Raw genomic sequence first — 13400 nt, 5'->3', positions numbered from 1 at the left:
AACATTTTGGGGATTTTTTGAGTAAAGAACGCACTTACTAGGATCAGTGAAATCTCGGCGGCCGACTTACTTCAGGCGGAAGTTGACCCCAGCTCTAAACCAGCGGCCTGGCATTTGGACAGTTCCTGCCTCGATGTACTCGGCGTTTGAGATATTGGAACATTCGGCAAAATACCCCAGTTTTTTCATTCGATGCACGTCTACACGTGCGTCCAGCAGGAAATAGGGATCCAGCATCATTCGCTCGATATATCTCGCTTTTAGGTTTAATTCCACCGATTGGTTATAGGATACCCGCACTCCGCCGATGATCTGATGCCTCAATGCATTCAATGCATATCGGGTTTCTTGCCCTTCCTGTTCTACGAGGTTTGCATCGATATAATTGTAGGAGGCTGAAATCTCTTCGATTCGCAGCCCATTCTCCGTGGAGGAAAACTTGTACATCAGGCCGGCCTCCAGTCCTTGGAAGGTTACCTCGTTGAAGTTTTGGGGTTGCCAGGGATCGGCGGCGTCAGCCCGGGCCCATTCGATCAGGTTGTTGGTGTGCCGGTTAAAGTAAACGAGTTCTGCCCGTAAGTTTGAGCCACCCAGTTTGATGCCCATCTCGTAGTTGACCGCTTTTTCCGGTTCCAGTGCATCGTTTCCGATATTGGTTGGTCCCACATAGTACAAATCTGTGTAAGTAGGAATGCGAAAGCTGACACCATAGTTGCCATAGAGGCGCATGATTTCGGTTACCTGATAGCCTATTTCTGCTCCGGGAAAGTGCCGCCAGCCATACTCCGAATAGTAGTTCGAGTAGACGCCGGCACGTAGGTCTCCTTTTTGCAGGAAATTGACGCGGTGTTCGGCAAATACTCCCAACAGTGTGCGTTCACGTTCTCCAAGGTTGTTGCTGTCGATTTTTTCGGTTCTGCCTTCGGCCCCAAATCCAGAGGTTCCTGCTGACGACTCGTACCGCCCATTGATTTCCAAAGCGGTGATGTCGGTGGTGTGGATATTCTGAAAGAATGCTGGATCTTCCCGAAAGAGTCTGAATTCATCTTCGTTACGTCTCCAATAGGCCCTGGAGTTTATCCAGAGATTGTTTTTCTCATAGGTATGGCTGATCGCACCCAAGTAGGTTTGGATGCTTTCCCATTGTTCTGGGAAAGCGCTAGAATAGAACCCATTTGCTCCGAAATCCCGGGAGGTAAAGGCTAAAAGGGTCTTTACCTCGTGCAAATCGTTTAGCGTAAAGCCGCCTTCGTAGAAGATATTGCTGACTTTGTAATCTGAATTGTACCAGTGTCCATTGGAGGCATCGTGGGAGACCGCGAGACTTTGCCGGAACTTCCCAACGGGTAGTGCAAGCTGTACATTGCCACCACGCATACCAAAGTCTCCTCCGTATAAGCCGGCTTGCAATCCTTTCTCGTCTGGTAGTGTAGTGATGATATTGATGGCTCCGGTGTAGGCATTTTGTCCGTAAATACGGGAGGCCGGGCCTTTTAAGATATCCACCCGGTCAATGCTGCCCAGCGGAACCGGGATGTTCATCATATGGTGACCCGTTTGGGGGTCGGTAAGTTTGATGCCGTTCACCAGCATCAGGGTTTGCTCAAAGGAACCCCCGCGTATGCCCACGTCCGCTTGTACGCCGCTGACGCCTCGCTGGCGTACGTCTACTCCTGGTGTGAACGCGAGTACTTCCTGAAGGCTTCGTGCAGGGGTGGTTTCCAGTTCGGGCTTGTGGATGATGGTGATGTTTCGGGAGCTTTTAGCAAAGGGTATTTCCAATCGGTTTTCCTTTATCACGACTTCCTCCAGGGCCACCGTGGTGCTATCTTCCTGTGCATATAGCCGTACTAGCTGCAAACAGGCAATGGCGAGCAAACAGAATTTTCTCATTCAGGTTAGGTTATATTCGAAACAAATAACTTTTGATAATTTCAAAAATACAAGGGTGCCCGAAAAAAATAATGTTTTTTAGGGATGTCTTTGAAGTTTGGGAGGGTTTAAATTCGGAAAAGGCGTCAAATTTCCTAAAATGTTACCTAAATTTTTCCCCGTTTGGGATTGCTGGTTCCACCGACGTTTTTTCCTTTACCAAGGACTTCTTATTTTAGCGGAAACTAAATCAAGAAATCTATGAGAAAATTAATGCCAGCGATGTGGCTGTTGGTTTGCATATTGTCGGTCCATATGGGGTTGTATGCACAAAACCCGACGGAAACCAATCAGGAACTCTTCGATGAATTTACTTACCGGCAGGGGTCTATTTACCGAACCGCTTCGGGCAAGCCAGGTCCCGCGTATTGGCAAAATGGGGCAAACTATGTGCTAGAGGCGGAGATAGACGAAGATGCCCACGTCCTGAAAGGAAAAGTGACGATTACCTACATCAACAATAGTCCAGAGGACCTACCATTTGTGTGGTTGCACTTAGAGCAGAACCGGTTTACTCCTGACTCTCGGGGCACACTCACAACACCCATTCAGGGAAACCGATACAACGGTGATATAGACGGAGGATATACCATCCGCAATGTGTCAGCGCAGGTGAGCAAGCGGAACAGCCGGGTTTCCAATAGGTACCGGATTACAGATACCCGCATGCAGGTAGTCATGGACGAGCCTATTCCCGCAAAGGGAGGGCAGGCCGTCATTTCCATGGACTTTGAATTTAAGATTCCCCAAAAAGGGATGGACCGTATGGGCAGGCTCTCCGTAAAGGATGGCACCATCTATGCCTTGGCGCAATGGTACCCCAAAGTAGCCGTGTTTGACGATGTGGTGGGATGGAACATTGAGCCCTATTTGGGTGCAGGGGAGTTTTACCTAGGATATGGAGATTTTGAATACAAGGTAACGGTACCCTATGACCACATCGTGGTCGGGTCCGGAGAGTTGTTAAACCCCAAAGATGTACTGACTAAGGAGCAGCAGGAACGGATGAGTTTGGCGGCACGTAGCGACACGACTGTATACATAGTCAGACCGGATGAGGTGAAAGATACGCAGAAATCGCGTCCAAAGCAGGAGGGGAAGCTTACCTGGCACTTCAGAATCCAAAATTCGCGGGACGTGGCATTTGCCAGTTCCAAGGCATTTATTTGGGATGCGGCAAAGATAGACCTTCCTAGCGGCAAAAAGGCGATGGCCCAATCTGCCTACCCCATTGAAAGCGATGGACAGGAGGCATGGGGACGTTCTACCGAATACTCCAAAGCTTCCATTGAGCATTATTCGAAGCGTTGGTACGAATACCCGTATCCGGTAGCCGTAAATGTGGCCTCTGATATCAACGGCATGGAATATCCCGGTCTGAACTTTTGTAGCTACAAGAGTAAAGGTGAGTCTCTGTGGGGTGTGACCGATCATGAATTTGGTCACAACTGGTTTCCAATGATCGTGGGCACCAATGAAAGGCGCTACGCATGGATGGATGAGGGATTTAATACCTTTATCAACCATTACAGCAGCCTAGAGTTTAACGACGGCGAATATGGCTCAAATCTCAATCAGACCCGTAGGTACCTCAACTGGTTTTCTAATCCAGCAAGAGAGGGAATAGATACCTATCCGGACGTGGCCAACACTTCCAATCTAGGGATGATCGCTTACATGAAGCCGGCGATTGGCCTGTTGATGCTAAGAGAATACATCCTCGAGCCCGAGAGATTTGACTATGCGTTTAAATCATATATCGACGCATGGGCCTATAAGCACCCGCAGCCGAATGATTTTTTCAACCTGATGGAAAATGTATCCGGGGAAAATTTGAGCTGGTTTTGGAAAAGTTGGTTCTACGGCACTGAAAACATTGATCTGGGTATTGAAAATGTAGTGCCCTATGGAGGCAATTTCGTGGTGATGCTGGCCAATAAAGGCGGCGTGCCAATGCCTGTTTTGATGGAAATCACCTATTCGGATGACTCAACGGAGCGGGTAAAGTTGCCGGTTGAAATTTGGCAGCGCGGAAACCAATGGAACTACCTACATCGAACCGATAAGCAGGTTACCAAAGTGGTGTTGGATCCGGATAAAGTTTTGCCCGATATCAATCTTGGCAACGACAGTTGGCCCAACCTTATCTACGAATAAATGAACAGCCTTGCATAATAAAAATCCCGGCCGCAACGATGTGGCCGGGATTTTTCTATTTCTGAAGTATACCTTTCGGGACGATTAGTATTCATCGTTGATCTCCAACCAGTATCCACTGGGGTCTTGAATGTAGATCTGACGAATACCATCCGGCCGGATATTAATTGTGGATGGGTTTCCGCGTGCGTCTTCATAAGGGATTTTATTTTCCACCAATTGCTTGATAAAGCCGTCTAAATCGGCCACACTGAAGCATAGGTGGTTGTCTTTTTCAATGCTTGGGTTGGTCCACGGATGCTCTCTGGCGATCACATGCAGGGAAGTGCCCAATCCCATGTCATACCAAATATGGAGCCCATCTTTAAAAGGCTCATCAATCTCTTTTAACCCAACGATTTTTTCATAAAACTCCCCACTGGCCTGGATGTCTTTGGCATAAATGGCTACGTGATTGATTCTGGTTTGTCCGTTAGCAGTCATGATGGATGCAAGCAATAAAAAGGTAATACAAGTGATTGAATAATTCATTTTTGGCTGATTTTGGGATAACAGGATTTGGTTTTATCCGACTAATATAGGAAAAATTATACCGAATCGCCCATAAAAAAAGGCCAGAACTACTTCGTTCCGGCCTTTTGGTTGCCTTAGAGGTTGCTACTTCGTCAATCTATGAAGGCTAACTTGGTAGCTTCATCAAAGAGGTTCAAACCCTGTTGATACACCTCGTTGATATCATTTATGACGCGGTAGAAAGCGTTTTCATCGTACAGATTGCGCCCCATGTGAGCTTTGATAAGGGTTTTTAAGTAGGGTTTCGACTTGTTGAAATCTTTCTCTACAAACTTTACCTTATTTTTTTCACCCACTTTGATCAATTCGTTGAGCATGGCATCTGACACTTCGTATTTGTGGTAGTAGTCGTCAAAGCTCATGTTGGCGTAGACCTTTTTGTTTTTGTCCAGGTAGTCGAGGATAAACTCCCTCCAAGCTTCTGAGTTGAAAAGGCGGTTTACGTAGGGGCTGGACATGGTCGTATCCATCGGTACGAAATAATCGGGCATGATGCCGCCGCCACCGTACACTGTGCGGCCTTTTACGGTCTCATACTTGAGGCTGTCATTAAAAGAGATAGAATCTGCGGTAAAGAATTCGCCGTGTTCCAGTCGGCGGAAATAATCCATTCCATAATCATCTTCGTCTTCTCCGTAGGGTTTTTGGATGGATCGGCCGGAAGGCGTATAGTACCGGGCTATCGTTAGCCTGAGTTCTGCACCGTCAGATAAGTCTATCGGCATTTGTACCAGTCCTTTGCCAAAGGATCGGCGGCCCACTATCAGTCCACGGTCGTTGTCCTGAATGGCACCGGCGACGATCTCAGAGGCGGAAGCACTACCTTCGTTGATCAATACGACGATGGAACCGTCCTCAAACGCACCTGGCCTAAGCGCCCGCGCTTTTTGATTGTATCGTTTCAGTTTGCCCTCTTGGGATACGATAACCGCTTCATTGCTCAGTAGTTCGTCTGCTATATTTATCGCCGCACCCATATAGCCTCCAGGATTGCCCTGTAGATCAAGCATCAGCTTGGTCATACCTTGTGCTTTGAGGTCTGTAAGGGCTTTTCTGAATTCTTCGTGAGTGTTTGCCGCAAAACGGGTGATTTTGATATACCCGACTTCCTCGTCTATCATGTAGGAGGCATTCACGGAATACTGGGGTATCTTATCCCGGGTGATGGAAAAATCCAGTAGGTCTTGGTTGTTTTTCCGTTTGATCCCGATGTCAACCACACTGCCTTTGGGTCCCCTCAGGAGGTCAAATACATCCCTGTTGGTAACCCCAATGCCGGCTACGGTTTTTCCGTCTACGGTGACTATCTGATCCCCCGGTAGAAGCCCCAGTTTTTCAGAAGGGCCACCTGTGAGGGGTGACACCACATAGATCGTGTCGCGAAGGATGCCGAATTCGATTCCTATACCATCAAATTCGCCTTCCAGTTGGGATTTGGCCAACTTAGCGTCCTTAGCGGTGATGTAGCTGGAATGCGGATCTAATTTGTTGAGCATTTTTTCAATGCCGTATTCCACCAGTTCGTTGGTGTTTACGCTGTCCACGTAGTCGCGGTTGATGTAGGTGATGATTTCCTGAAGTTTGTATATGGCCGACTTCAGATCATTCCTGTCATTTTTGGGTTCGGCGAAAGTGGCCCCAAACCATATTCCGGCGGCGACGCCGATAGACAGTAGGATAGGAAGCCGTATTTGTGCTTTCGTGTTTTTTGCTTCGCTCACGTTGATTACTAAGTTAGGATTTCTAAAAGGATATCTCTGCGATTCATAAATTACGTAGAAAATATCCACTTATACAATTAAACCGATATTAAAGGTGTTTCGTTTAGTTTAACGCAACAAATTAAATTTCGATCCTAGATTACTCCTTTTTTGCGTCAAAAAATTTGTACTTTTGTGTGAATGGCATTATCGGGGAACATATATAAAAAGTCGATTGGTGACCTCGTAAGCGAAAACCACGTTTTCGCCGCGGTGCTCCATTACTTTGGCATCAGCTTTTTTGAGTATGAGCGTAATTCCCTGGAGGAGGTTTGTCTGAAGTTCAAGGTCAACCCCTCGCAGGTGGTGGCGGAACTGGAAAGCTGGGCCATGTCCCCAGATCCCACCCCGGAAGAATTGTATTTGCATCCCATAGAGGTGCTGGTAGGGTACTTAAAGAAGAAACACCGGTATTTCATGCGACAGGAGTTGCCTTTTCTTTCCAGTATGGTGTCAGGTATTCAAGCCGATCCTTCCTACGATTCCCTTCTTTCGGACCTTCGGCTTATGTTTCCTCTCTTTGCAGATGATTTTATCCATCACATACACGAAGAAGAGGATACGCTTTTTGAGCGCATTCATTTTTTACAAGAGGTAGAGCGAAATCGATTGCCTCTCCATGAAGCGGTCAAGGTGTTTGAGGTGGCGTCCATTATCGAGTTGGCTGAAGAACACGAAGCCCATGACGATGAGATGGAGGGAATTCGAAAGCTTACCTCCAACTATACCCTCCATGAAGGTGCTCCCATTGCTATCAAAGTCCTGTACCACGAGCTGCAGCAGCTGGAGCGGGAACTAATCATTCACGCCAAAGTCGAAAACGACCTTCTTTTCCCGAAAGCCGTGGAGTTGGAAAAAGAAGTCAAAAGAAGCCTCGCTCAAAAGATCAAATCCAACTGATGGGTCGTGTGATAGCCATAGATCTGGGAACCAAACGAACGGGTTTGGCGGTTACCGATCCATTGCAACTCGTTGCCAATCCCCTTGAGACGATTCCTACCCATACCTTGTTTACGTACTTGGAAAACTATTTTCGGGCAGAGGAAGTGGACATCATCGTATTGGGATATCCTAAATCCATGACAGGAGCCGATACGCAGATGACCCAACAGGTGCTTCAGACGCAAAAACGACTGAATAAAGCCTTTCCTGCCAAAGAGGTGGTGTTGGTGGATGAACGATTTACGTCGAAAATGGCCATGCAATCGATGATCACCATGGGCAGTAAAAAGAAGGATAGAAAGGAGAAAGCAGGTAACTTAGATAAGATCAGCGCAGCCATTATTTTGCAAACGTATTTAGAGAAAAAATGATATATCCGATTGTAGCATACGGAAACCCAATCTTAAAAAAGGAAGCGGTAGACATTGTGGAGGGCGAAGATGTGAAGCCTCTGATAAAAGACATGTTCTCTACCATGGAACATGCAAGCGGTGTGGGACTTGCCGCACCTCAGATCAACAAAGGCATCCGCCTGTTCGTGATAGACAGCAGCCTCATGCTGGACGAGGACTCGGAGGAAAAGGGTATTCGCCGTGCGTTTATCAACCCCATCATACTCGACGAATACGGGGATGATTATGGCTTTGAGGAGGGCTGCCTGAGTATTCCGGAAGTGAGGGCAGAAATCATCCGACCGGAAAAACTAACACTCGAATACTATGACGAGAACTGGAATCTGAAAGAGGAAGAGTTTTCAGGTCTAACTGCCCGGGTTATACAGCACGAATATGACCACTTAGAGGGGATTTTATTTGTGGACTACCTAAAGGGCCTCAAGAAGCGCATGGTTAAGAGCAAGCTGATTGATATCAGTAAGGGAAAGGTACCTACGGACTACCGCATGCTGTACCCCATCTGACTAATTCGATTTTTTGAATACCTAATTTGACAGCCTACAACACGCTCATGAAGGATCTCAAAGTTGCAGCCATACAGTCTGAGATACATTGGCACGCCAAAAGTGCCAACCTGGCCATGTTTGAAGAGAAAATCTGGCAGATTGGCGAGCAGGTGGATCTGATTGTGCTTCCAGAGATGTTTTCCACCGGATTTACCATGGACGTGGCAAGTATGGCCGAACCCATGAATTTAGATGCGTGCCGCTGGCTGAAGGCCATGGCCGCACAGACCAAGGCAGTGGTGACCGGAAGTGTAATTATAAGGGAAAATGAGCGGTACCTAAACCGACTACTTTGGGCCACCCCAGAGGGAGGGTTGCAGTATTATGATAAAAGGCACCTGTTTCGAATGGCGGGAGAGGACGGATTTTTTTCGATGGGAACAGAGCAACCTATATTTACTGTGAATGGATGGCGGATACTGCCCCAGATTTGTTATGATCTACGGTTTCCAGTTTGGTCTAGAAATAGGGTTAGCGAGCAAGGAGCTTTTGCCTATGATTTTTCGCTGTACATAGCCTCCTGGCCGGGGTCTCGGGCGCAGGCTTGGGATGTGCTACTGAAGGCCAGGGCAGTAGAAAACTGGTGCTATACCCTGGGATTGAACAGAGTGGGAGTTGATGGCAATGGGATCGAATACCTAGGTCACTCGGCAGTCAATGATTTTAAAGGAGATACATTGGGGTATGTGGGCTCTCAGGAGCAGACACTTCTTATTACCTTGGATGGAGCAGCGTTGTTGGCATACCGGGAGAAGTTTCCGGCTTGGAAGGATGCGGATGATTTTGAGCTAAGGGATTAGAACAGTTATTTTTTGATGATAAGCTTTCGGTGTACGGTGCGCTGCGTCCCGGTTACACGGACCACGTACAGCCCAGGGGGCAAGTGAGATAGGTCATGGGCGGTTTCCATATTAGCGTTTAGCGGAATACCTTCCTCGACCAAGCGTCCGGAGGCATCGATGACCGTTACGTTTGCGTCTAGGTTGGCCAATAACACGATACGTCCGCTCGATGGGTTGGGGTACAACCGAACCTGCATATCTTCTCCAGGGGAGACGCTATCATCGGATGTATCCATGAGGTACATCAAGCCACCAGCCCGAGTACCCAGTATCAGGTCTACTTTATTCGAAAACGGGTCCAGAAGAGGCGTAATCCAAGTGTTTCGGCCTAGTCTGGATACACTTAGCAGATTTTCTTCCAGTTGGATACGAAGTGGTATTTCGCTGGGGTTTTCCATGAAATCAGCGATTTGCCGCAGTATGCCGCGCTGATCTACAGCCACGAGCGCTGGAGATGATCCGGGTATAACCGCCACGGTCAGTCCCCTGTTTACCGGGTTGTCGCTAAATCCCAAGAAGTCCCTTTCTATCAGTTCAAAGGTCAGGGTGGCCCCGATGGCAACCCGAAAGAGGACCAGTTCGCCAGTCTGCCTTGCCAATAGCAGGTAGTCGGCTCCCTGGTGGGAGAAAAAGTAGGGTTGATCCACACCCCGGAGTATAAACCCGGGGATGGTGGTTGCTTGGAGGGCTGCCGGTTCTTCGGCTTCAGCCCAGAGGATTTTTTTCTCAGGGATATTGTTGATCACTTCCTCCCCGGATACCATTATCCAGACCTTACCCGAGGCTGCCCGATAGTTTTGTACGCTCAATTCCCTTAAATGTAGCTGGGATAGATTAAGGTAGTCATCCGTTACTTCGGTCCAACGGCCATTTTGCAGGGTGTAGCGATAAGCCCTGCCACTGACTCGGCCCGCGTTTGTTTGATTGGCGGTTACGGTCAGGACACCGTTCAGTCGATTTCCTTCAAATACAGGGCGTGCATTTTCACCCAAGTCGATCATGTGCTCCTGTAAAAATCTGCGGGTACCTGGTGAATCGGTTTCGTCTGTCAACGCATACTGATAAATGCTGGATGCAAAATCAATTCCAAAGCCAGCGGAAGCTTCCGAGCTGTGTGTGCTGATCAGCAAGTTTCCTTTTACCAAATATGCGGCATGGAAGATAGGAAATTCAGGAAGTGGGCCAAGATTTGGCAACTCCGTCCTGAATTCATCGAAGACAGGCGCTGCGTCGGTACCTTTATTGGGGAGAAAATAAAGCGTTTTGCACTCATCCTGTCCCAGCAGGAGGTCGCGGATTCCGTCGCCGTCAAAATCATGAAAAAGCATGGAGTGTCCACCGGCATGTTCCGTTCTGGCCGCTTCTGGAATCCGGGTTGCCGAAGCGATAGGTTGCCCTGCACAGGTTTGTCCGAAGGAAAAGTTTCCGCAACTGCAAAATTCAAACGCTCCCCAGCGTACTTGGGCGCTGGCAAACCCATCGATGTCTGCTACTCCTTTTCGTTCGATGCTGGTGTTTCGGTAAAACTCCAGATAATCACCTGTGGCAAAGTTAAATGTAAGGATGTCTAAGTCGCCATCTCCGTCCAGGTCTAGGATAAGGGGGATATCCAAGCTATTGGCCGTGACGTTGGAGCCATTATCCAGTCGAAGGAAAGGCTGTGCTTCTTCCCATTGAAGGCGGGAGGGCGTAGAGGTATTTCTATAGGCTTTGATGCCAAAAGGAGAACTGGTGAAAAGATCCTTTTTGCCGTCTCCATCAAAATCTGCAAGTACCAAAAAGCCGCTAATGTCTGTTGGAAATGCATATGAAAGCTCTGGCAGGTGCGTAAACGTGCCGTTTTCCTCGCGGAATACTGAAACCATACGGGCATTGATATCCCACACTACGTATTCTTCCTGCCCATCCCCGTTGGTGTCAAGGGTTTGGAACTGAGCCGCGTTTATTCCACCGGCAAAGGGCATGGCATACTGCGATTCAGCAGATTCTACCTCTCCTGTTGAAGCCAAGCGGTAGGTTTTCTGCGCTTGGCTCAGCGACGTCCACATCAAGGCTAGGAAAAAAAAGGCAGTACGCATGTCGTTTTAATTTTTAAAGTTAAACGATACTTTTTGAAAGGGGATATATTACTTTTGTTTTTATTCCCTAAACGGTCATTCACGGTTTTTGGGGGTTTTTGACACGATCAAACCAGTCTGGTTTAGGCCATGGAAATAGAGCAACTTTACCGAACATTCCTTGCTTCTACAGGTGTATGCACCGATACACGTAAGATCGCCCGCGGGAATCTGTTCTTCGCCCTTAAGGGTCCCAATTTTGACGCAAATACCTTTTCCGATCAGGCGCTGGAACAGGGCGCCTGCGCCGTGGTGGTGGATAATCCGGACGTTGCCAGGCCCGAAGATGACCGGTATATCGTCGTCCCGGATACCTTACGTGCCTTGCAGGAGTTGGCTCGTTTTCACCGAGATCAGCTCGACATACCGATTTTCGGGCTTACGGGCAGCAACGGTAAGACGACTACCAAAGAATTGTTGTTTGCGGTATTGAGTCGGAAGTTTCGTGCCCACGCCACAAGTGGAAACCTCAACAACCATATTGGAGTTCCTCTAACACTCTTGGAAATCGGGTCGGATACGGAGTTGGCGATCATCGAAATGGGAGCGAATAAGCAGGGAGATATACAAGAGCTTTGCGGCATTGCCCATCCGACACATGGGCTGATTACCAATATTGGAAAGGCGCACCTGGAGGGGATGGGGGGGCTAGAAGGCGTGTTGAAGACCAAAACCGAGCTATTCCAACACTTGCGGGAGTCCGGTGGCCGCGTGTTTATCAATACACGGCAGGAAGTCTTCACCAACATGATACGGCGGTTTGCTGATCCAGTTCTTTTTCCTGAAAAGGATTCATTTTGCGAGGTGAGTTTCGTTTCGGCAGATCCCTTTGTGTGTTTTCGGGTGGAGGGTTCAGAGCAGGTTTTTCAATCACAGCTTATTGGTAAGTACAATTTTGATAATATCGCGGCAGCGATAGCGGTAGGTAAGTTTTTTGGCATATCTCCCCTAGATAGCGCGGAGGCAGCCGCGGCCTACCGGCCAGCGAATATGCGTTCCCAACTTATCGAGAAAAGGAGCAACCTGATTTTGTTAGACGCCTACAATGCCAATCCCTCCAGCATGGAGGCCGCATTATTGGCTTTTGACCGAATGGATGGAAAACCGAACAAGATGGTCATCGTGGGAGATATGCTGGAACTGGGAGAGCATACTGAGGCGGAGCATAGGAGATTGGGAGAATTGCTGGCCGGTATGTCTGTGGACAAGGTTTGCCTGAGCGGAACCTTGGTGCAGCATGCGCTTGCCAAAGCCCCTAAGGCGCTGTATTTTCCGGATCCGTTTTCCCTACGCAACTGGCTATTAGATTCCCAACTGGAGGATTACCTGATCCTGATCAAAGGAAGCAGAGGCATGCGTTTGGAGACACTCGTAGACTTCATCTAGGGAGTCAATTCGGTAGGTTTTTTGGTTTTGTTCGATTTCAGGTGAGCTCCGATTGAAAGGGCTTTTGGTATGCATCTGATAAAACGGACGCGGTCTCGGTTGGGTCTGTTTTTCATCCATTATCCAGCATGTACCACAACTCATTAAAATGTATAACGTATAAATTGTAAGTAATACTTACATAAAATATATTAATACATTTTTAATATGATTTTTGCTTATTAGCTAAACCCGTAACCCTCATTCCCGTAAATACCAATAAACCAACATTATATAACTATTAAATCGAGAAGATATGAAAACCTTATTGAAGAATCCCATGCCTTTCGTCATTGTATTGTTTTTTGCAATTGGACTTATCGGCTTTGCGAGAACTGCGGTGGCCATCAATCCGGAAAATCTCTTGCAGCCTGTGGAGAAGCAGGGCAAGTATGCCAAGCTGGATGTTAGTTCCCTGCCCATGGATCAGCCAGTGACGGTGCGAGTGAGAGATGAATCGGAAAGATTGATACACGAGTTTAAAGTGACTAACCGTGGACAGCAGCAAGTTTTGGTGGACTTTAACCGGTTAAAGCCCGGGATTTACTCCTTGAACATACTACGGGGGGAAAACGATGTAGTGAGGAAAATCCTAAACATTCACTGGAACCAAGTAATGGTGGATAACGTGGTCGTGATGAATAGGGACAGAGGTCAGGAGAACCGTTGGCCGTTATACATGGTACGTTAA

Annotated in this window: 11 protein-coding genes; 7 read left to right on the top strand and 4 right to left on the bottom strand. The window is 47.8% G+C overall.

The features are described 5' to 3' along the window. Positions 1 to 66: 66 nt before the first annotated feature. Positions 67 to 1893: a TonB-dependent receptor gene (locus JJU34_RS03645; RefSeq protein ID WP_228690969.1), complete on the bottom strand. Its 1827-nt coding sequence runs from the start codon at positions 1891 to 1893 to the stop codon at positions 67 to 69. A 240-nt stretch (positions 1894 to 2133) separates the two neighbouring features. On the opposite strand from JJU34_RS03645, the gene JJU34_RS03640 reads away from it, so the two are divergent. After that, on the top strand, positions 2134 to 4089 hold the full coding sequence (locus JJU34_RS03640) for a M1 family metallopeptidase (RefSeq protein WP_228690968.1): 1956 nt from the start codon (positions 2134 to 2136) through the stop codon (positions 4087 to 4089). Between the two features lie 84 nt (positions 4090 to 4173). On the opposite strand, the gene JJU34_RS03635 is transcribed toward JJU34_RS03640, so the two are convergent. Beyond that, positions 4174 to 4620: a VOC family protein gene (locus JJU34_RS03635; protein WP_228690967.1), complete on the bottom strand. Its 447-nt coding sequence runs from the start codon at positions 4618 to 4620 to the stop codon at positions 4174 to 4176. Between the two features lie 134 nt (positions 4621 to 4754). Continuing rightward, positions 4755 to 6383: a S41 family peptidase gene (locus JJU34_RS03630; RefSeq protein WP_228690966.1), complete on the bottom strand. Its 1629-nt coding sequence runs from the start codon at positions 6381 to 6383 to the stop codon at positions 4755 to 4757. Between the two features lie 180 nt (positions 6384 to 6563). Here JJU34_RS03630 and JJU34_RS03625 point away from each other — a divergent pair, with 180 nt between their 5' ends. The 4 genes from JJU34_RS03625 to JJU34_RS03610 are packed head-to-tail and all read left to right on the top strand — an operon-like array spanning position 6564 to position 9125. Then, positions 6564 to 7322 carry a hemerythrin domain-containing protein gene (locus tag JJU34_RS03625; RefSeq protein WP_228690965.1) on the top strand — a complete coding sequence of 253 codons (759 nt, stop codon included), beginning with the start codon at positions 6564 to 6566 and terminating at the stop codon, positions 7320 to 7322. Further along, complete coding sequence (ruvX, locus tag JJU34_RS03620) at positions 7322 to 7735, top strand: Holliday junction resolvase RuvX (protein ID WP_228690964.1); 414 nt, start codon at positions 7322 to 7324, stop codon at positions 7733 to 7735. The genes JJU34_RS03625 and ruvX overlap by 1 nt, the downstream gene beginning before the upstream one ends. Continuing rightward, positions 7732 to 8283: a peptide deformylase gene (gene def / locus JJU34_RS03615; protein WP_228690963.1), complete on the top strand. Its 552-nt coding sequence runs from the start codon at positions 7732 to 7734 to the stop codon at positions 8281 to 8283. The genes ruvX and def overlap by 4 nt, the downstream gene beginning before the upstream one ends. Positions 8284 to 8330: 47 nt before the next feature. After that, positions 8331 to 9125 carry an amidohydrolase gene (locus JJU34_RS03610; RefSeq protein WP_228690962.1) on the top strand — a complete coding sequence of 265 codons (795 nt, stop codon included), beginning with the start codon at positions 8331 to 8333 and terminating at the stop codon, positions 9123 to 9125. Positions 9126 to 9130: 5 nt separating this feature from the next. Here JJU34_RS03610 and JJU34_RS03605 read toward each other — a convergent pair whose 3' ends face one another. Continuing rightward, positions 9131 to 11245, bottom strand: a complete 2115-nt coding sequence (locus JJU34_RS03605) for a T9SS type A sorting domain-containing protein (protein ID WP_228690961.1) — start codon at positions 11243 to 11245, stop codon at positions 9131 to 9133. A 129-nt stretch (positions 11246 to 11374) separates the two neighbouring features. Between JJU34_RS03605 and murF the strand changes: the two genes are divergently transcribed. Both murF and JJU34_RS03595 read left to right on the top strand, forming a co-directional pair. Continuing rightward, on the top strand, positions 11375 to 12670 hold the full coding sequence (murF, locus tag JJU34_RS03600) for a UDP-N-acetylmuramoyl-tripeptide--D-alanyl-D-alanine ligase (protein WP_228690960.1): 1296 nt from the start codon (positions 11375 to 11377) through the stop codon (positions 12668 to 12670). Between the two features lie 295 nt (positions 12671 to 12965). Beyond that, positions 12966 to 13400, top strand: a complete 435-nt coding sequence (locus JJU34_RS03595; RefSeq protein WP_228690959.1) for a hypothetical protein — start codon at positions 12966 to 12968, stop codon at positions 13398 to 13400.

Origin of the sequence: Lunatimonas sp., from assembly GCF_020832325.1 — a bacterium.
In the GTDB taxonomy this organism is placed as follows: domain Bacteria; phylum Bacteroidota; class Bacteroidia; order Cytophagales; family Cyclobacteriaceae; genus Lunatimonas.
The sequence above is the reverse complement of the archived record's forward strand: the minus strand, read 5'-3'. Positions and strand labels throughout refer to the sequence as shown.